We start from the raw sequence: 19,216 nt of genomic DNA, 5'->3' as shown, positions 1-19,216 counted from the left end.
CCGGGACGGGTATGAATCGAGCATGAATTGAGCGCGAGCTTCCCGTTATAGCCGCGAATATATTACGATGCGCTTTCCGTTCATTTCGCCCTGGCCATCGTGTTCAAATTCAAACCATCGCTGATCGCTGTCGTCCTCGCCGCTTCTTCCGTTGCGTTGCAAAGCGCCGCCCATGCCGATGAAATCGTCGTCTCCGCAGCGGCTAGCCTGACCAACGCGTTCAAGGCGATTGGCGAATCGTACGAAAAGCAGCATCCCGGCACGAAGGTCCTGATGAATTTCGGCGCGTCCGACGTGCTGATGCAGCAGATCGTGAAGGGTGCGCCTGCCGATGTCTTCGCATCGGCCGATAAGAAAGCAATGGACAAGGCCATCCAGGAAAAAGTGATCGCCACCGAATCGCGCCGTGACTTTGCCGCGAATTCGCTTGTGTTGATCGTGCCGAAGGACAGCGCGTTCGCGCCGGCCAGCGTGAAGGACCTCACCGAAGCCAGCGTGAAACGGGTCGCTTACGGCGACCCGGCGTCGGTACCGGTCGGCCGCTATACGGAAGGCGCGCTCAAGGACGCGGGCGTCTGGGATGCGGTCAGCCCAAAAGGCGTGCTTGCGGCGAACGTGCGCCAAAGCTTGGACTATGTGGCGCGCGGCGAAGTGGACGCGGGGTTCGTGTTCAGCACGGACGCCGCTGTGATGCCCGAGCGCGTGAAAGTGGCGCTGACCGTGCCGACGCAAACATCGATCACCTATCCGATCGCGCAAGTCGCGCAAAGCAAGCATGCCGCCGACGCGCAATTGTTCATTGCGTATGTGTTGTCGCCGGAAGGTCAGAAGACGCTCGCGCAATTCGGCTTCAAGCCGCCAGTAAAGTAAATCTTCATGGAGCACGCTTGGATACCGCTGTTGTTATCGCTGAAAGTGGCGGGATGGGCCACGGCGATCGACGTCGTGCTCGGCGTCGCAGTGGCGTTCGGCTTGTCGCGCTGGCGCTCGTCGGCGCGTGAGCTTGTCGATTCGCTGCTGACACTGCCGCTTGTCATGCCGCCCACGGTGCTGGGGTATTACCTGCTCGTGCTGCTCGGCCGGCGCGGCGTGATCGGCGCGTGGCTCGACAAGTTCGATATCCAGTTGGTGTTCACCTGGCAGGGCGCCGTGATCGCGTCGGCGGTGGTCGCGTTTCCGCTCGTGCTGAAATCGGCCCGTACCGCGTTTGAAGCCGTCGATCCGCAATTCGAGCGCGCCGCCCGGACGCTCGGCATCAATGAAACTGCCGTATTTTTTCGCGTCACCTTGCCGCTTGCCGCACGCGGCATCCTGGCCGGCGCGTTGCTCGCTTTTGCGCGGGCGCTCGGCGAATTCGGCGCCACGCTGATGATCGCGGGGAACCTGCCGGGCAGGACGCAGACGCTTTCGGTCGCGGTGTACGCCGCCGTGCAAGCCGGCGATGACAGCACGGCGAACGTCCTCGTGATCGTGACATCGGTGACGTGCGTGGTGATCCTGCTCGCGGCGGGGCGATTGTTGCCGCAGCGCTCGACGGCATCGGTGCGCTGAGATGACGGCCCTTTCCGTGCATTTGCGCAAGCATTTCATCACGCCCGAGCGCGATTTCCTGCTTGACGTCTCATTCCGTTCCACGAGTCAGCGCATCGTGCTGTTCGGACCTTCGGGCGCAGGGAAAAGCCTGACGTTGCAGGCCATCGCCGGATTGATCCATCTGGACGAAGGCGAGATCGTGCTGAACGGCACCACGCTGCTCGATACAACCAAGGGTATCGACCTGACACCGCAAGCGCGGCGCATCGCGTATCTGTTCCAGGACTACGCGCTTTTCCCGCACCTGAACGTGCGGCAGAACATTGCATTTGGGCTGAAGCGCGGCTGGTGGAATCCATCGAAGCACGTGGCGCATGCCGATATCGACTACTGGCTAAACGCGTTCGACCTGAAGCCGGTCGCGCGTCAGTATCCGGGGCAGTTATCGGGCGGGCAGAAGCAACGCGTGGCGCTGGCCCGGGCGCTGATTCCACATCCGCAACTGCTGTTGCTCGACGAGCCCTTCTCCGCACTCGACATGGCGTTGCGCCAGCGCATGCGTCAGGAACTCGCCGACCTGCAAAGCCGGCTCGATATTCCCATGGTGCTCATCACGCACGATCCCGACGATGTCGCCATGTTCGGCGATCAGGTGGTGAATCTGCGCGAGGGTATCGTGCAGATTCACGACGGTAGCAACGAGCTCAACCCGTCACACCGAGTATCACGCTCGACGCCTTGAACGCCGCGATGGCGCTCTGCCCTTCTGCCAGCCCGAGCGTCTCGACGCTTTCATTGGTGATGACGGCGGTGACCGTGGTCGAGTCATCGAGCGCCAGCGACACTTCCGCGTTCACCGCGCCGCGCGTCACCTTCGAGACCCGGCCCTTCAACTGATTGCGCGCCGAGATCCGGACGGGTTCATCCGCCATCAGGATCACCCACGATGCTTTCACCAAAGCAAACGCGTCGCAGCCTTCTTTAAGACCAAGCGATTCGGTGCTTTCGTGCGTGACGACGGCAACGATCGACTGGCCGCCCGAGAGCGCGAGTTCGATTTCGTCGTTGACGGCGCCGCGCGTGATCTTCCTGACCGTGCCGAATAATTGGTTGCGCGCACTGGTTTTCATGCCGATCCGTCCGATGAGTTGCCAGTCCTGCTCGAAGCCTTCTATGGCCGCGCCCGCGCGTTCGAGAAACAGCCGATGTTCACGTTCGATGGCGCCATATGTACTGATCAGCTTCAGCCCCTTCGGCGTCAGCGTCGTTCCGCCGCCACCCTTGCCGCCCGCTGCACGCACGACCAGCGCGGCGCCGGCCAGGTTGTTCATGGCATCGATGGCATCCCATGCGGCCTTGTAGCTCATCCCGACCGCCTTGGCCGCGCCCGTGATCGAACCGGTTTGACGGACGGCCGCCAGCAATGCAATGCGCGCCGCCCCGCCGAGTGTTTCGTTGCCGCTGCGAAACCACACGGCGCCGCCGACTTCGATGGACTCGTTCGGCTTATCAGGCGTTTCCTGGGTCATGGCTGCGTCGAAGGCTGGTTATAGAGTACGGCGATTATATTGGATGCCTAAAAGTCAGCTGACGCGCGGCTTTTTTATCTTGCGCAGGATACGCTCGCCTTCGGCTGCATGCATCTGCTGGGCCGCGACCGCGAAGCCCTTCGCCAGTCCCTTCTGGAAATCATCGGCTTCGTCCAGGGACGCAAGACGTTGCGCGGCGACGGCTGCGTCGTTGCCGTCGCCTAAGACGCTTTGCAGATCGCCCAGCGCCTTTTCGACATGCTTGCGCGTGGATCGCGTGACGATCGAGCGGAAAAATTCCAGCGCGTACCGCAAACGCTTTGCATGGATACGGACCTTGTGCCGCGTGGGGGCACTGATGGTGGTCAGATCCGGCGCACGCTCGATCTTCCGATAATGCTTGGTGATCCGCTTCTGCGCATGCTCCGCGAGCGTTCTATGCGCGAGTTCGAGCGGCGCTTCGAGCGCGCTGAACCACTGCACGAACGATAACGCGAGACTCGCGTAACGCGGCGAGTTCATCGCGTCCTGCAGGCGCTGGCGCGCGGCCATGCGGTTTGCATCGGCGGCGTGTTTTGGCCTCGACCAGGAATCCTGGCTATGTTCGTCGTCGGCTACGGCGTAGGTGGCGAGCGTGGTATCGGCGAACACATCCCAGTCGCGGGCATCGGCGAGCAGATCGCCAAACCATTTCAGGTCAGGCGCGATCTGCGTGTTCCAGATTTCATCGATCCATTCGGGGAAAAGTTTGAGCGCAGTTTTGAGGCGGCGCTGCGCCACGCGCAATTGATGCACGTGCTCAGGTTCCAGTCCGCCGCGCGATGCCGCGTCGTTGCCGAACCAATGCGCCGCCACCGACTTGCCGATCTCGGCGAAGGCATCGGTTGGCGTGGCGTGGCGCGGCAATTTCAGCTTGGCGGCTTTGACCGGTTCTAGCGCGGCGGGATCGATATGAACAGGCGCGATCACGAACGGCAGCGTCTTCGTGATCTCATGCGCGACGGCGTAAAGCGCTTCACGTGATTCAGGCGTGGCTGTCAGCGTCAACTTAGCAGAGCCGTGCGCGTTTGCTTGAAGCGTCGCGCGAACCGCGTCCGACGTGTTCCATTCGCTTGCTTCCACTTTGGAGGCTTCGCCGAGAACGGCGTCGCCGTCGCCGAGTATTTTCTGCAGATCGGCAAGCCCCTCTTCCGACGCGATCCACGACCGCAGATCATCTTGCGCGTCGGGCGCAGCTTCAACGCGCCGGACAAACGGCCATTCACGATGACTCGCCACAAACACCTTCCGTCCTCCGCGCGTTTCGATGCTCACTTCCCAGCCGTGCAAATCCGCTTCGACTTTTTGCGTGTGCAACATGAAGCCAGAACGACTTGCGCTCGAAAACGAACCCAGCTCCGACAGCGCCTTATCGGGCGGCGTGTTTGAAACGTCATGGGAAATCATCACCAACTCGACAAGTTGCAACATAAATTCTCCACCATGAACGCGACACTTGATAAGGCAGCAAATCCCACGCCGCGCTTTTCAGTTCAGACGAATTTCAATGCTTGCGGCTGTCATCAAAACGCAATAAAGCGCGTGCAAACATGAGCAGCGTCACTGCCAGATGCCGCTTGAAGGAATCACGAAACAACGCCTCTCATCGCCAATTGCTCCATCAGCACGCCAACCCGCCGCTTCACGCGCAGCCCAGCACAAAGGACGTTACATGCCTGACTTGACCCTTCCCGATAACAACACGCAGGGACGAACGCTCGGACGACGGCTGAGCATGCCGCTGTTCCTGGTCGTGATTGCCGGCGGCATCATCTATTGCGTCACGCACTTGCTGCACGACCTGGAATCAGTCCAGCAGTCATCCATATTGCCTTACGTCCTGCTCGGCGTAGCACTGATGATTGCCCTCGGCTTCGAATTCGTAAATGGCTTCCACGATACCGCCAACGCCGTCGCCACCGTCATCTACACACATTCGCTCGCGCCGAATCTCGCGGTCGTCTGGTCGGGCGCGTGGAATTTCCTGGGTGTGCTGGTATCGAGCGGTGCGGTCGCGTTCGGCATCCTGCAACTGCTGCCCGTGGAGCTGATCCTGGGCGTGGGGACATCGCAGGGATTCGCGATGGTTTTTGCCCTGCTGATTGCCGCAATCATCTGGAACCTCGGGACTTGGGCGGTGGGGATTCCATCGTCGAGCTCGCATACGCTGATTGGATCGGTGATTGGCGTCGGGCTGATGAACCAGATGCTGCACGGCACGTCGGGTACCTCGGGCGTGGACTGGGGCCAGGCGCTCGCGGTCGGCAAGTCGCTGCTGTTTTCGCCGTTGATCGGTTTTGTGCTGGCCGGCCTGCTGCTCTACATCATGAAGCTCGTCGTGCGCGTTCCCGCGCTTTATAAGGAGCCCAAGAAAAACACGCCGCCGCCCTTCTGGATCCGGTGCCTGCTGATCCTCACCTGCACCGGCGTTTCGTTCGCGCACGGTTCAAACGATGGCCAGAAAGGCATGGGCCTCATCATGCTGATCCTGATCGGCACGGTCCCGACCGCCTATGCGTTGAACAAGGCCGTCACACCCGCCGAGACGCAAACCTTCCTGTCGGTCGGTCACCACGCATCCGAAGTGCTCGGCAAGTACACGAACGGCGCCGCGCCGGTCGCCGACCCGCGGGCTATCGTGCAGCATTACGTGCAGACCAAGACGGTCGAGCCGAATACGATCGTCGCGTTGAAACAGCTCACCGATATCATCGACGGGCAAGTCGGCACCTCCGATTCCATGGCGACCGTGCCGCAAAACATCGTGGGCAACGTGCGCAACAACATGTACGTGAGCTCCGAAGCGCTGCGCCTGATGGACAAGCAGAATGCGCCGGCCTTCGCGCCCGAAGACGCCGCCGTGCTGAAGAACTACAAAGGCCAGCTCGATCACTCGACCAAGTTCATCCCGACGTGGGTCAAGGTCGCCGTTGCTGTTGCACTGGGACTCGGCACGATGGTCGGCTGGAAGCGCATCGTGGTGACGGTGGGCGAGCGCATCGGCAAGACACATCTGACGTATGGGCAAGGTGCATCGGCGGAACTGGTTGCGATGGTGACCATCGGCGCCGCCGATATGTACGGCCTGCCGGTCAGCACCACGCACGTGTTGTCATCGGGCGTGGCAGGGACGATGGCCGCGAATGGCTCCGGGCTGCAATGGAAAACCGTTCGCAGCCTGGCGCTGGCCTGGGTGCTGACGTTGCCGGTTTCCATCGCGTTGGCGGCCGGGTTGTTCTGGGTCTTCCGCGGGTTGTTCTGAGCGTTCTCTCACCGCTATTTTTCTCCCACGCGTCGGCGCTTCCTTAAACCGCCGACGCGCTTGCAAATTTTCCCGACCGCTGACCGACTTTTGTCCGCGCCGCTATCGAGTTTTGATTCCGCCCCATACCCAACAAGCCTTTGCGCCGATGGCACAACGCTTGCTAAAAGCAACGGGCAATCGCGAGGGTATCGGTGATGCGGGACACAACATGCTTCACCACCGCCGCTACCCACGCCGCCCCGCATGCGGCATCGCCATTCACTCTTCAGCAGACGCCAATAATTAAGGAGAAGTGGAATGACTATCGGAACAATCTTGCTGGTGGTTTTGATCCTGTTGCTGCTCGGCGCATTTCCGTCGTGGCCGCACAGCCGTAGCTGGGGCTATGGCCCAAGCGGGATTTTGGGCGTGGTGCTGATCATTGTGATCGTGCTGCTGCTCATGGGCCGGCTATAACTCGATGGCCGCGGCTTAACAAGCCGCGCCTACCGCATCCGGCCAAACGCAGCGGTGCAAGCAGGCAGTTGCAGTTCGGGCCATAGCGTCATCGCCCGCCGTCAGGGGAACGTTCCTGCCGGCGGGCGATTTACATTGCCAACCCATTTCAAGGAGTATCGACTTCATGGACCTCCATCTCGAAGGCAAGCTCGCACTCGTATCGGGATCGACGAAAGGCATTGGCCTCGCAATTGCCACCGGCCTTGCGCGTGAAGGCGCGCATGTGATCGTAAACGGACGCAAACAAGCGTCGGTGGATGAAGCCATCGCGAAGCTCAAGGCTGCCGTACCCGATGCGAATGTCGAAGGTTTCGCCGGCGATCTCTCCGATGCTGCCCAGGTCAAGGCGGTCGTCGCACAGTATCCGGTCGTGGATGTACTCGTGAACAACCTCGGGATCTTCGATCCCAAGCCGTTCGCCGACATTCCGGACGAAGACTGGCAACGTTTCTTCGATACCAACGTCATGTCTGGCGTGCGTCTTTCACGCGCGTATTTGCCGAAGATGAAAGAGAAGAACTGGGGCCGCGTGGTGTTCATCAGCAGCGAAAGCGGGATTCAGATCCCCGTGGAGATGATCCACTACGGCGTGACGAAGACGGCGCAACTGGGTTTGTCGCGTGGACTTGCTGAGGATTGTGCGGGCACGGGCGTCACCGTGAATGCAGTTTTGCCGGGTCCGACGCACTCGGACGGACTTGATGAAATGGCCGCCAAAGGCATGGGCGACAAGACATTCGCCGAGTTCGAGAAAGGCTTCTTCGAAACTGAACGGCCGAGTTCGCTGATCAAGCGGTTCGCGACCACCGAAGAAGTCGCGAACATGGTGGTGTATGTGTGTTCGGAAGCGTCATCGGCCACGAACGGCGCGGCGTTGCGCGTGGACGGCGGCGTGGTGCGTTCGGCGTTCTAACTGTACTGGGTGGCCGAAATTACACGCGAAGCACGCGCCCGTCCGGGCCGATCAGCGGCGGCAGCTTGGGCAACGAGTCGATCCCTTTCGGCGCGGTCTTCGCGCGCCCCGTACTTGAGGGAGATGCCGAAGGCGCAACCGTCAATGCCGGCGGCGGGGTCGTGGTTCTGTCGGCGACTTGCTTGACGGCCGGTCCGCCCTTGCGCTTTTTCTTTGCTTGCGCCGACACGACGCTGCGCGTCCTGGTGTTCGGCGTATGCAACTGCGACTCGGGCGGATTCCAGACTTCGACATAACGTTCGGCAGCCACGGCCGCGGCAGAGCCGAAACTCATGGAACCAGCCAGCAAAGCAAGCGCGACGTTCGAGGAAAGTGCGGATAAAACAGGTCTCACAGCAAACGCTCCAGATTGTTCAGTGTCCACCAGCGCGCGAAAGTATAGCGTCGAGCGAGCGCTGCGATGTGTCGAGCTCAAGCAAGGCGTTGTCAAGCCTCTGCAGCGCCAGAGCGACCGTGCCGCCGCCAGCGCCGGGTTCCGGTTCGGCGCGGGTGGCGTCGAACGCTGCCGATACCGCGCGCGTTGCCTGCACATAGCGCGCGAGCGCGGCGGCCTCAGCAGAAGAATGAGTATCAGGACGGTTCATTTCGTGTCTATGCAAGAGCATCAACCTGTATGAATATACAGTAATGCCGCGCGGGAGAAAAGTCTTGGTGAGACTTGCGTGCGGCGTTCGCGTGGGAAGGGAAGTACGCGTGTAAACCCGTCGCATTTAAGCTGCGCTTAATTGTCGGAGGGCACATTTCAAAACGCGAGCTTTCATTACCGCCAGTCTCTGGCGCCTTTTTCACCGGGGCTTTCACGCGAGGACACGCCATGGCCGCCAGCGCATCGTTTCAGAACATCAAATCGACGATGAAAACCGAGCACGCATTGCCGTTGCATCAGTGCCGCCTGTCCGAAGCCGTCGAGCGGCCCTGGGGCAAGGCGTACAGGATGGTTGAATGGGCGCGCAAGAGCGATCCGTGCAGCCAGTTGAGCGTAGTGCCGGCGGAATTCACGACATCGGAAATTGCGGAAGTGCTTCGCGCGCACATAACCGGGCGGCGCTACGGACCGACGGATTCCGACGGAAGCATCTGACTGACGGGTGGGTGCAGGCAGATTCTCGAAAGAACTTGATTAAGTCCATAAATGGACTAATATAGAATTTTAGTTCAAAAAGAGACTCACCCCATGCCCCGCGCTCAACGCGCCCCGCGCCCCGTACCGGCGCCCCAACCGTCCATTGCCGATATGTCCGCGGCCGGTCTGCGCGCGTTTTTCAATATCGCGAGTGACTGGACCCTTTCCGCCGACGAGCAAATTGTTTTGCTCGGCTCTCCCGGCCGTTCAACGTTCTTCAAATGGAAAGGTGCGCCGGAAACCGCGCGGCTTGGCCGCGACACGCTCGAGCGGCTCTCGCTGATTCTCGGCATCTACAAAGCGCTGCAAATCCTGTTGCCCCAACCCGAAGCGTCCGATGGCTGGATCAAGCGCGCGAATACCGCGCCGCCCTTCGGCGGACGGCGCGCGCTCGACCGCATGCTGGCGGGCAATGTGAGCGACCTGGTGGCGGTGCGGCAATATCTGGACGCAATGCGAGGCGGCTGGGCGTGAGCGATCTATCCAATGTGCCAGAGGCGGAAAACGACTGGCGTGCTCGCTGGCCGCATGCTGAATTTGACTGGACACCGGCGTATCGCGTGATACCGACGCGTTTTCCGGCCGTCAATCTGTTTGATCGCGTAGCGTCGCCGCAGGATTTCGATGCTCTTTACGCGCTCGAAGCCATGACCAATGACCGTCTGCGAACCGAGCTGGGCGATCTGGACCTGGTCCCGTCGGACGAACGCCGCTTCGGCGCGGGTTACGGCCCGATCATGGCCGCGTTCACCCATCTGAATCCGAACGGCAGCCGCTTCTCCGACGGCACCTACGGCGTGTTTTACTGCGCGCGTGAAAGGCGCACTGCCATCGAAGAAACGCGATACCACTCCGCGCTCTTTCTCGCGCATACCCGGCAGGCGCCGCTGCGACAGCAGATGCGGCTCTACACGGTATCGGCTCATGGGGAAGTGCTCGATCTCTGCGCCGGACGCCTGACGCAAAATTCGCTCGATCCGGAGATCCTTTCGCCATCGGACTATGCGGCGGGGCAGGCGCTCGGACGCGCGGCGCGCAAAGCCGGCGTGCGCGGTATTGCGTATCCGTCGGTGCGGGATGAGGGTGGCGAATGCCTCGCCGCATTCCGGACGACCTTGCTGCACGATTGCCACCACGCTGCGTATCTGGAATACGAATGGGACGGCGAGACCGTGACCAGTGTCTACGAGATGAGCAAGGTCGGTTGAACCTTGCGCTGATCAGCCGATGGCGACCGCCGTCGGCGATCGGACGCGTCCGATCTTTTTCGTCGCCGGCCGCGCCGCTTTGGATTTCACTTTTGGCGATGCTGGCTTGACCGACGCCGCTTTTACCGCGGCCAGCGCTTCCGTCTTCACGTCCTTCCCCGAATTTTTCAACGCCGCAGCTTTCTGGCTGGACTTGGTCAGCAGCCGGGCCAGGCTGGGGTCCGCCGTATTCGCCTTGCCTTTCCTCGCACGAGCCGCTTCGCGCGCGCGGCGCTTCGCGTCCTGCTCGAGAAATATCGCGAGCGTGGCCTCGTCGGATTTGAGCCCCGACCGGCGCGACGCCGGCAGTTCATCGGCGAGCTGGCCTGCTTCGAATGCTTCGATCACCGCCGGATGCACATAACATTTGCGGCAGACGGCTGGCGTATTGCGCAACATCTTCGATACTTCCTTGATCGTCCCCACCACGTGCTTGCGCGCTTCGGTGACGGTTTCCCACGCGAGCTTGCGCAGCGCCGCGAGCGCAAACACGCTGCCCGCCCACGTCCGATAATCCTTCGCAGTGAAATCTGCGCCGGTGATTTCGTGGAGATAGTCGTTGATGTCCGAAGAACTGATGGCGTGGCGCTGGCCATCGGCATCGAGATACTGGAAGAGTTCGTGTCCCGGCAAGTCCATGCATCGCTTCACGATTTTCGCAATCCGCGGATCACTCACCGATACATCGTGTTCAATCCCGCTCTTGCCGCGAAACTGGAAGCGCAGCGTGCCGGATTTCACGCTGAGATGCTTTTTGCGCAGCGTGGTCAGGCCATAGGACTTGTTTTCGCGCGCATATTCCTCGCTGCCGACTCGCACGAGCGTGGTGTCGAGCAGCCTGACGACGGTCGCTAAAACCTTGTCGCGCGGCATGCCTGGCAGATCGAGATCGCGGGTCACGCGGGCGCGCAGTTTCGGCAGGACTGCACTGAAGGCGAGCATGCGTTCGTACTTGGTGGCGTCGCGGGTTTCACGCCATTGCGGGTGATATCTGTACTGCTTGCGGCCTCGCGCATCGCGTCCGGTGGCTTGCAGATGTCCGCGCGAGTCCGGGCAGATCCACACATTCGTGTACGCAGGCGGAATGGCCAGGGCATTGATGCGCTTGATGTCGGCATCGTCGGAGAGTTGCTTGCCCTGCGTATTGAAGTAGACGAACGCGCCGTTTTTCCACTCGCGCGTGTAGCCCGCGCGGGCGTCGTCCACATAGCGCAGACCCGGCGGCAAGTCTTCCGGGCAGCCTTTGATATCAGGGGATGAATCGATAACGGAGTCGGTGACTGATGAGGTCGGCATTGTTGCTAGTCTCGCAAGGGTCGCCCGTCGGGCGGTTTACGAGATCTAAGCAAAAGGAATGCCGCGGACGTTCTCCCGGACTATCGGAACCCCTCGGCAAGCGAACCGGCGCCTTTCGCCCAGCCCTGCTTGACTGACCAGCGTTGATCCGTTCCAGCCTCGACAATGGTCAGACGGCCATCGTCCGTGTATGCACCGGTATCGATAAAGATCTGCGCCCCGATCTGCTTGATGGCCTTCACCGGCGTATGCCCGCAGTACGTTGGCGACAAACCCCGCTGCATGGAAGGCTTTCCCGTCCCGAGCGCGAGCGACCTTCCCCACAGCAGTTGCTGGCGGACTTCATCGGGGAAATAGGCCACTTCGAGGTCGGCGTCGCTGCCGAAAAACTCCGCGTGCAGCACGTTGAACCGCGACGCGCCGTCCCCGACTATGCGCACGAGCGGCACGCTTGCCAGCTTTGCAGCAAGGCGCTGTAACTGCTCATCGGACAGATTCGATGCCCACGCGCCGCCAATCGAATACCAGACGTGGCGCTTCATGCGCCCGTCAGCGACGGCGCACAGGGCGTCTTCGTGGTTACCGAGCACCGGATAAAACCAGGGTTGATCGATCAGATCGAGCGCCGCAAGCGAGTCGCTGCCGCGATCGACCAGATCGCCGACGGAAAACAGCCGGTCATGCGTGCTATCGAAGCCGATTTCGTTGAGCAGATAACGCAACGCATCGACGCAACCATGCACGTCGCCAACCACGAGGTCACGGCCTGATTTGTTCGCCGGATGCCAGCAAACGACGGGATATGTAGCAGCAGTCATAGCCAAATCTTCTTCGTACACGGCGCACAAGCGCGCCCAAACTAAAAAGCAAGTTCACATTTTGAAACCGGTGACGCCGATAAGCAATCTTCGCGGCGCGACAAGGCAAAATTTGCCGTGCCGCACCGCACAAACTTGCATTTACTACGCAATTTCCGTTCCTCTACTGCGGTGTTGCGCGCAATTTGGCAACTTCAGCAGCGGTTGTGGTCGATTGCGGATTGCCGAAAGTCTTCGTGACGTAGTTGCTGATGGCGGCGATTTGCTCGTCATTGAGTTGATCGGCGAAGGCCGGCATGAAGACATTTGCTGTTTTCGTCTCGCGATTCACGCCGTGGAGCATCACCATGGTCAGGTTGTTCGCCGCCGATGCCCCGACCACGCTGTTATGAATCAGCGACGGATATGCGCCCGCCGCACTGCCGCCGCGTCCCTCGCCGGTCCAGCTATGGCAGGTCGCGCAATTGGCGATAAACAACTGCGCGCCGTTCACGCCGCTCACCTGCGTGCCGCGCATTGCGATGACGTCCTGGCTGGTCGGCTTGCCGAAGGAAGCGCGCGGATGGGTATCGCCGCCACTTTGCGCGGGAACCGTGCGCAAGTAGGCGACCATGGAACGCAAGTCCTCAGGCGTCATGTATTGCGTGCTGTTCTGAATCACATCGGCCATCGGGCCGGCTGCGTTCGCACGGCCGTGCACGGCGCCGGTGGCGAGATATTGCGCGAGTTCATCGTCCGTCCAGTTGCCGACGCCCGCGTTCTTGTCAGGCGTGATGTTGTAGGCGTGCCAGCCCGACAGTTCGGCGCCGCTGAAACGTTCGCCGGACTTCAGGCCTTGCGTGACGTTGCGCGGCGTATGGCATTCCTCGCAATGCGCCAGGCCTTCGACCAGATACGCCCCACGATTCCACTCGGCGCTTTGCTTCGGGTCGGGCACGAAACGCCCTTCCTTGAAGTTGAACATGTTCCAGAACACCATCAGCCAGCGCTGGTTGAAAGGAAACGACATCTCGTTGCGCGGCGGCGTGTAGTGGATCGGCGCGAGCGTGTTGAGATAGGCGCGGATGGCGAGCACATCGCCGGAGGTGACTTTCGTGTAGTCCGCGTACGGGAACGCCGGATACAGCCGCTCGCCGCCCTTGCCGATACCCTCGTGCATCGCGCGCACGAAATCGGCGTCGGTCCATCGTCCAATCCCCGTGTCCGGATCGCTCGTGATATTCGGCGTGTAGATGGTCCCGAACGGCGTGTTGATGGGCAGGCCGCCGGCGAAGGGGCGGGCTTTGTCGGCGGTATGACACGCGATGCAATCGCCCGCGCGCGCGAGATATTCGCCGCGCTTGATCAGGTCGGCGCCGGCCTGATTGTCCTTGACGGTCGTGGCCGTCTCCGCACCGTTCGCAGCGCCAGCGGCTGTTTGCGCCTGTGCGGGTTCTATCAGTGAGTGAAAATTCATCGCGCCGGCTACGGCGAGCGCAAGCACGGCGAGCGCACCGCCAAAACGTTTTGTGATCGTGCGGGCGTCGCGGGGTTCGTGGTTCTTCATCGTGGATCTCCGTCGGCGCGCCATCAAAGTTCTTTCTTCAGTTTGTCGGCGAGACGCAGCGACAACGCGGACAGCGTCAGCGTGCAGTTCACCGATGCCGCCGTCGGCATCACCGCGCTTCCGGCCACGAACAGATTCGGATGGTCGTGCGTGCGGCATTCGGTATCGACCACGGAATCCTTCGGGTCCGCGCCCATGATGGCCGTGCCCATGATGTGGTTGTTCGGGGCAAATTTGTCGTCGAAGGTGATCTCCGTGCCGCCGAACAGTTCCGCGATGCGCGCGTAGTGCGTGCGTGTATCGGCGGCGCTTTTCTTTACGTAGTCGTTGATGGAGTAATAGATCTCGGGTTGCGGAATGCCGAGCGAATCCTTGTGATCCGACGAAGGCAACACGCGATTCTGCGGTTCGGCAAGATGCTCGTGGAAGCTGTTGATGTTCATGGTGCGTGCAGCGCGGTCGCGGATCTGCCGGTCGAGCTCGGCGCCGCTCAAACCCTTCGCAATGAGATCTGCGGTGATCGCCATGGTCGGCACGCCATTCGACAAATGCAGCTTTTTCGCCGCGTATTCGGAACGGAACGCGCCATCGCGGAAATTGACGATGGACGTCATTTCCATGGGGCCGCGTCCCGGCCACAAGGTCTCGTTGGCGAGGAACGTGACGCCCGTTCCGGGGTGGTCCATGAGGTTGCGGCCGACCTGATCGGAGCTGTTGCCAATGCCGTTCTTGAACGTATCCGAAGCCGATTGCAACATCAGCTTCGGCGTTTCGATGCCGTTCGCCGCCAGCACGAACAGCTTGCCCGTCACACGCGTGCTGTTGCCGTTCGGGTCCTTGTAATGGACGGCGGTGATCAGGCCTTTGTCGTCGGCTTCGATCTTGTAGACCACGGCTTGCGGGATCAGCCTCGCGCCCGCGCGTTCAGCTTTTTCGGCATGCGTGACGCCGTTGTACATGGCCGCGATCGGGCAGATGGGCATGCAGTTGTTATTGCCGCAGCAGGTCGGGCGCGAATCGTACGGGCGGCTGTTGCGCGCAACCGGTTCCGGCACGACGTGAAACGATTCGGCGTTGAGGACATCGGAGAAACGCTGGTCCATGTAGGAAAGCGGCAACATGTCCATCGGATACGGTTTCGAGCGCGGCGAACCGAGATCGACATCATGGCCCGGACCCGATACACCCAGTTGCACCTCGGCTGCCTGATACCACGGTTCGAGCGTTTCGTAGGAGATCGGCCAGTCGCGGCCCACGCCATACAGCGTCCGGATCTTGAAGTCGGCGGGAAGCAGACGCCACGCCGCGGCAGCCCAATGCCAAGTCGTCCCGCCCACGAGCCGCAAGTATTGCGACGCATACGGGTACTCGCCCTTCTGGATCAGATAGTTGTTCTCGGGCGAATACTCGGGATGCGGCGCGTAAGGCGTCGATGGATACGGCGTTGCAAAATCCGCTTTCGCGGGCGAGTTGCGGAAATTTTCGACGATCTGCCAGCGCGGAATGCGCGGCCCGGCTTCGAGGAGGATCACGGATGCGCCCGCGCTTGCGAGCTGATGGGCTACCAGACCGCCCGCGACACCGGATCCGACGACCACGACATCGGCCGAATTCGAATTTGCCATTTTTGTATTGTCCTGTGAGGTGCTGCTTTTATGCTTCGGTCGCGCTGTCCAGCAGCGCGACCGCGTGATTCTTATATGGCTCGGATCAGGCGGCCTTGGGCGCGCCGACTGCCGGCGGCTTTTGCGTCCAGTAGAACGGCACATCGCGGCAATATGAAGGGATGGTCAGCACATCGCTTACGGGATCGAACATGAGTGCACGTTCGTACGCCACGACGCTTGTATGCTGCCCGTCGCCGACAAGACCGAGATACCACGCGCGTATGACAGCCGTGACGGTGCCGGCAAGCTTGGGCGTGTCTGCCTTGAGCGCCTGCGTGACGGTATCCGATGGCACCCCGCCATGCGCCGCAAGCCACACGTTGAGCGCGCTCACGTTCGCGACAAACTCGCTGTCCGAATTCGATAACGCGTCATACACGCGCTGCGCCAACGCGGGGTCGAAGCTCGTGCGGCCGGTCAGCTTGCGCGAGAGCAGGAGGAAGCCTTCAAGGCCTGCAGGCGGGGTATCGGCGAAAGCCTGTGTGAATAACGATGGAAAGCCCATTCCCGCCGATGCAAAAGCGAGCGCCACCGCCGACGCGCACGCGCCGAGCACGAAACGCCGCCGGGCGGCGGAGTGCCTGGCTGAATCAGCGGGCGCAGGGGGATCTTGAAGCTGTCTCATGGGTTGGTTGTCCGGGGTTGGTGTCCGTTACGCGTTTTGCACAAAGCAATGATCGGCAAGAGCGGGCAGACACGGCCTGTTAGACACGGTCGGTCCGACACGGTCTGTCAGACATGCCTTGCCGATATCTTTGAAAATGATTTGAGGCCGTGGGGTGAAGTCAGAGCGCGCGTCAACATGAAGAACCGCGCTCGACGCCCGTTGAAGTTTGAAAGCTACACGGGCAATAATCGCGGCGCGACAGCTTAACGCGATTACCGCCATCACAAGGCCACGATAAAAATGAATTTCATGCTTCCCAACGTAGTGCGATATCGCCCAAGGGCGATTATTGCTTTGATCATTGGTGTGATTGCCGCAATTTTGGTTCCATATGACTTGCGCCCGCTCGTGCGTGGCCTCGTTGGTTGGGACACTACCGTATGGCTGTATCTCGTGCTCATATGGATTCAAATGTGGCGGGCGCACCAGGACGAAGTGCAGAAGCTCGCAGCGCGAGAGGATGAAAACGCCGGCATGGTCTTGTTGATTGTGAGTCTTGCGGCGCTCGCAAGTATTGTCGCGATCATCGCGGAACTCGCCAGTGCAAAGAACATGGGCTTTCGCAGCGCATTACCTAACTATTTGCTGACAGGCATCACTATGTTCGGCGCATGGTTCCTCATCCCCACCATGTTCACTCTCCACTACGCGCGTCATTACTATCAGTCGCAAGACGAGACATCGCTGAAATTTCCCGATACTCATCTGAAACCCGACTATTGGGACTTCCTGTATTTCTCGTTCACTATCGCGGTGGCATCGCAAACGTCTGACGTGGTATTGCGCTCTACGGAAGTGAGGCGCACTGCGTTGGCGCAATCGGTTTTGTCGTTCTTTTTCAATGCGGCCGTGCTGGGTTTGTGCGTGAACACTGCTGCCGGGTTATTAGGCTCGTAAAGTGCCGGCGAGCAATTATTGCTGGCGCTTTATTAACTTTCGGTCTTAACTTCCTGAGTCGATCTGTATAAGCATTCCAGTTACCGCTGTGTAAAAACGCCGTTCCCGGCGGGTGCTTTTTTACACGGCGTCAAATGTCTGTCTTCTGTCCGGCGTAGCGTGTTCGTTTGTGAGTGGCGTACCTAACGCTTTCCCGCGGTTTTGGGAAAAACCATGCTGCATGGCACAACGTTTGCTCTAAAGAACTCCGCATCCCTCATCCCTCCGATAAGAGCACCGGTCGCGTGCGCCGCCATTCAACCGGCCGAGCGCAGCCCATCGCTATTCATCTTTCAGACGCCAGGAGTCAGCTTTGTCCTTGAACGTATTGCTTGTCGCTTCGGAGGCCGTGCCGCTTGCCAAAACTGGCGGACTGGGTGACATGGTCAGCGCATACGCCGCGGCGTTACGTGAAGCGGGAGTCGATGCCGCCATACTGTTGCCGTCGTATCCGAACGCATTGCAAATGGTCGATGGATTGCAGAAGGTTGCTTCATTGACGGGCCTCCCGGGCGGTGACGGCGCGTTGTATCGCGGCCGCATGCCCGACACCGGCGTGCCTGTGATCCTGTTGCGCATGGATCACCTGTACGCACGCGACGGGCTTTACCAGGATGCCAAGGGACGCGACTACGAAGACAACGCCATCCGGTTCGCTTCGCTTTCGGCGGCGGCGGTCCGGTTGGCCGAAGGCGTTCGCGGCTTCAAGAAGCCTGACATCGTGCATGCACATGACTGGCATTCCGGCCTCACGCCGCTTTTGATGAAGCACGCGGGCGTGCACGCAAAAAGCGTTTTCACGATCCACAATCTGGCGTTCCAGGGCAACTATTCGCTCTCGCTTGGTGCAGCGCTCGGCGTTCCGGCCAAGTGGCTCGTGCCGGCGTTGACCGAACAAAAGAGCATCGAATTTTATGGCGCGTTGAGTCTGATGAAAGCGGGCATCGTCCACGCTGATCACGTCGCGACCGTCAGCGAGACCTATGCCCGCGAAATTCTCACGCCGCGCTTTGGTCATTTGATGGAAGGCGTCCTGCAATGTTATGCAGAGAAGCTGTCGGGCATCATCAATGGCATCGATGTCGGTGCATGGGACCCGATGACCGACACGCAGATCGCGCGCAACTATTGTTTCGAGGATATGCGCGGCAAACACGCTTGCAAGCGCGAACTGCAACAGATGTTCGGGCTACCTGTCGATCCGTTCGCGCCGGTGATTGCCATCGGTAGCCGGATGACATCGCAAAAAATGGCCGATGTCGTGATCGATGCCATCCCCGCGCTCCTAGAACAGCACCCGCGTTTGCAGATCGCGGTGATCGGCAAAGGCGAAGCGCATCTCGAAACCGCGTTCCAACGTCTGGCGCAAACGTGGCCGGATCGCATCGGCGTGCATATTGGCTACGACGAGCGCCGCGCGCATGTCCTGCATTCCGGCGCCGATATCCTGCTGCATGGCAGCCGCTTCGAGCCGTGCGGCTTGACGCAAATCTACGCGATGCGTTACGGCACCCTGCCGGTTGCATCGCGTGTGGGCGGACTGGCGGACACCATCGTGGATGCGGCCGAAGCATCGTCGCTGCAGGAAGGCTTTCAGTCTTCGCCGGTTGAAAGCCTGGGCAGCTTCGAAGGCGCGACATCGTCACGTCCGGCTACCGGTTTTCTCTTCGATGGCGAAGCGACTCATGACATGGTGGTTGCGGTCACGCGCGCCATTCACGCTTTCATGCGCCCTCAACAATGGCGCACGCTGCAACGCAACGCAATGGCCCGCGACTACGGCTGGAACCATGCAGTTGCCAAATACATCCAGCTCTACGCGGGCCTCACGGACGCACGTCCCGCAAAGACGCCGCTGCGCACACGCCGCGTGCCGGTTCATACGCCGGCGGTACCGGCCATCGCCGCCATGGCAGCGCCCGCTGCCGCTGCAAGCCGTCACGACCGTCACGATGGAGAACGGTCGCAATTTGTCGCACGCAGCGCCTGAAAGCGTTCGCATCTCACTGTTCGATGATACGGTTATGCAGTTGCCGCCCGCCACGCTGATAGAAGCGCGGCGGGCGGTGGTCGTCTGAC

At 60.7% G+C, this 19,216-nt stretch carries 20 protein-coding genes; 11 read left to right on the top strand and 9 right to left on the bottom strand.

The features are described 5' to 3' along the window. Positions 1-120: 120 nt before the first annotated feature. From modA to AXG89_RS20425, 3 genes are read left to right on the top strand one after another with little or no spacing between them, the layout of a single operon-like run. Positions 121-870, top strand: coding sequence for a molybdate ABC transporter substrate-binding protein (gene modA / locus AXG89_RS20435; protein WP_236873482.1), 750 nt, complete (start codon positions 121-123; stop codon positions 868-870). 6 nt (positions 871-876) lie between these two features. Further along, positions 877-1,551, top strand: coding sequence for a molybdate ABC transporter permease subunit (modB, locus tag AXG89_RS20430; RefSeq protein ID WP_062172121.1), 675 nt, complete (start codon positions 877-879; stop codon positions 1,549-1,551). Between the two features lies 1 nt (position 1,552). Then, positions 1,553-2,275, top strand: a complete 723-nt coding sequence (locus AXG89_RS20425; protein ID WP_062002496.1) for an ABC transporter ATP-binding protein — start codon at positions 1,553-1,555, stop codon at positions 2,273-2,275. On the opposite strand, the gene AXG89_RS20420 is transcribed toward AXG89_RS20425, so the two are convergent. Next, the gene (locus AXG89_RS20420; protein ID WP_062172119.1) at positions 2,238-3,062 is read right to left on the bottom strand and encodes a TOBE domain-containing protein; all 825 of its coding nucleotides are present in this window, start codon (positions 3,060-3,062) and stop codon (positions 2,238-2,240) included. The genes AXG89_RS20425 and AXG89_RS20420 overlap by 38 nt on opposite strands. 54 nt (positions 3,063-3,116) lie before the next feature. Continuing rightward, positions 3,117-4,532 carry a CHAD domain-containing protein gene (locus AXG89_RS20415; protein ID WP_062172117.1) on the bottom strand — a complete coding sequence of 472 codons (1,416 nt, stop codon included), beginning with the start codon at positions 4,530-4,532 and terminating at the stop codon, positions 3,117-3,119. A 241-nt stretch (positions 4,533-4,773) separates the two neighbouring features. Between AXG89_RS20415 and AXG89_RS20410 the strand changes: the two genes are divergently transcribed. The 3 genes from AXG89_RS20410 (at position 4,774) to AXG89_RS20400 (ending at position 7,777) form a co-directional block, all read left to right on the top strand. Further along, a complete protein-coding gene (locus AXG89_RS20410) occupies positions 4,774-6,363 on the top strand; it encodes an inorganic phosphate transporter (protein ID WP_062002493.1) in 1,590 nt (529 codons plus the stop codon). Between the two features lie 300 nt (positions 6,364-6,663). Further along, positions 6,664-6,822, top strand: coding sequence for a DUF3309 family protein (locus tag AXG89_RS20405; protein WP_069638401.1), 159 nt, complete (start codon positions 6,664-6,666; stop codon positions 6,820-6,822). A 166-nt stretch (positions 6,823-6,988) separates the two neighbouring features. Then, a complete protein-coding gene (locus AXG89_RS20400) occupies positions 6,989-7,777 on the top strand; it encodes an SDR family NAD(P)-dependent oxidoreductase (RefSeq protein WP_062002492.1) in 789 nt (262 codons plus the stop codon). A gap of 19 nt (positions 7,778-7,796) precedes the next feature. Here the strand turns inward: AXG89_RS20400 and AXG89_RS20395 are convergent, their stop codons facing one another. Together AXG89_RS20395 and AXG89_RS20390 are read right to left on the bottom strand one after the other, a co-directional pair. Then, positions 7,797-8,171 carry a hypothetical protein gene (locus AXG89_RS20395; RefSeq protein ID WP_144029348.1) on the bottom strand — a complete coding sequence of 125 codons (375 nt, stop codon included), beginning with the start codon at positions 8,169-8,171 and terminating at the stop codon, positions 7,797-7,799. A 19-nt stretch (positions 8,172-8,190) separates the two neighbouring features. Then, complete coding sequence (locus AXG89_RS20390) at positions 8,191-8,421, bottom strand: hypothetical protein (protein WP_062172113.1); 231 nt, start codon at positions 8,419-8,421, stop codon at positions 8,191-8,193. 230 nt (positions 8,422-8,651) lie between these two features. On the opposite strand from AXG89_RS20390, the gene AXG89_RS20385 reads away from it, so the two are divergent. From AXG89_RS20385 to AXG89_RS20375, 3 genes are all read left to right on the top strand, one after another. Beyond that, positions 8,652-8,918 (top strand): DUF2866 domain-containing protein, encoded by a 267-nt coding sequence (locus AXG89_RS20385; protein ID WP_062002489.1) that lies wholly within the window; start codon positions 8,652-8,654, stop codon positions 8,916-8,918. A 93-nt stretch (positions 8,919-9,011) separates the two neighbouring features. Further along, the gene (locus tag AXG89_RS20380) at positions 9,012-9,434 is read left to right on the top strand and encodes an MbcA/ParS/Xre antitoxin family protein (RefSeq protein ID WP_062172111.1); all 423 of its coding nucleotides are present in this window, start codon (positions 9,012-9,014) and stop codon (positions 9,432-9,434) included. After that, positions 9,425-10,168 (top strand): RES family NAD+ phosphorylase, encoded by a 744-nt coding sequence (locus AXG89_RS20375; protein WP_082771549.1) that lies wholly within the window; start codon positions 9,425-9,427, stop codon positions 10,166-10,168. The genes AXG89_RS20380 and AXG89_RS20375 overlap by 10 nt, the downstream gene beginning before the upstream one ends. 12 nt (positions 10,169-10,180) lie before the next feature. Here AXG89_RS20375 and AXG89_RS20370 read toward each other — a convergent pair whose 3' ends face one another. From AXG89_RS20370 to AXG89_RS20350, 5 genes are all read right to left on the bottom strand, one after another. Continuing rightward, complete coding sequence (locus AXG89_RS20370) at positions 10,181-11,503, bottom strand: DNA topoisomerase IB (protein WP_062172109.1); 1,323 nt, start codon at positions 11,501-11,503, stop codon at positions 10,181-10,183. A gap of 80 nt (positions 11,504-11,583) precedes the next feature. After that, positions 11,584-12,321 carry a metallophosphoesterase gene (locus AXG89_RS20365; protein WP_082771511.1) on the bottom strand — a complete coding sequence of 246 codons (738 nt, stop codon included), beginning with the start codon at positions 12,319-12,321 and terminating at the stop codon, positions 11,584-11,586. Positions 12,322-12,484: 163 nt separating this feature from the next. Further along, positions 12,485-13,777, bottom strand: a complete 1,293-nt coding sequence (locus tag AXG89_RS20360) for a c-type cytochrome (protein WP_372237070.1) — start codon at positions 13,775-13,777, stop codon at positions 12,485-12,487. A gap of 113 nt (positions 13,778-13,890) precedes the next feature. Continuing rightward, positions 13,891-15,492 (bottom strand): GMC family oxidoreductase, encoded by a 1,602-nt coding sequence (locus AXG89_RS20355; RefSeq protein ID WP_062172099.1) that lies wholly within the window; start codon positions 15,490-15,492, stop codon positions 13,891-13,893. An 85-nt stretch (positions 15,493-15,577) separates the two neighbouring features. Next, on the bottom strand, positions 15,578-16,159 hold the full coding sequence (locus tag AXG89_RS20350) for a sugar dehydrogenase complex small subunit (protein ID WP_062172097.1): 582 nt from the start codon (positions 16,157-16,159) through the stop codon (positions 15,578-15,580). Between the two features lie 282 nt (positions 16,160-16,441). Between AXG89_RS20350 and AXG89_RS20345 the strand changes: the two genes are divergently transcribed. Then, complete coding sequence (locus tag AXG89_RS20345; protein ID WP_062172095.1) at positions 16,442-17,098, top strand: DUF1345 domain-containing protein; 657 nt, start codon at positions 16,442-16,444, stop codon at positions 17,096-17,098. A gap of 352 nt (positions 17,099-17,450) precedes the next feature. After that, positions 17,451-19,127, top strand: a complete 1,677-nt coding sequence (gene glgA, locus AXG89_RS20340; RefSeq protein ID WP_062172093.1) for a glycogen synthase GlgA — start codon at positions 17,451-17,453, stop codon at positions 19,125-19,127. Positions 19,128-19,216 lie beyond the last annotated feature (89 nt).

Origin of the sequence: Burkholderia sp. PAMC 26561 (assembly GCF_001557535.2) — a bacterium.
Taxonomy (GTDB): domain Bacteria; phylum Pseudomonadota; class Gammaproteobacteria; order Burkholderiales; family Burkholderiaceae; genus Caballeronia.
The sequence above is the reverse complement of the archived record's forward strand: the minus strand, read 5'-3'. Positions and strand labels throughout refer to the sequence as shown.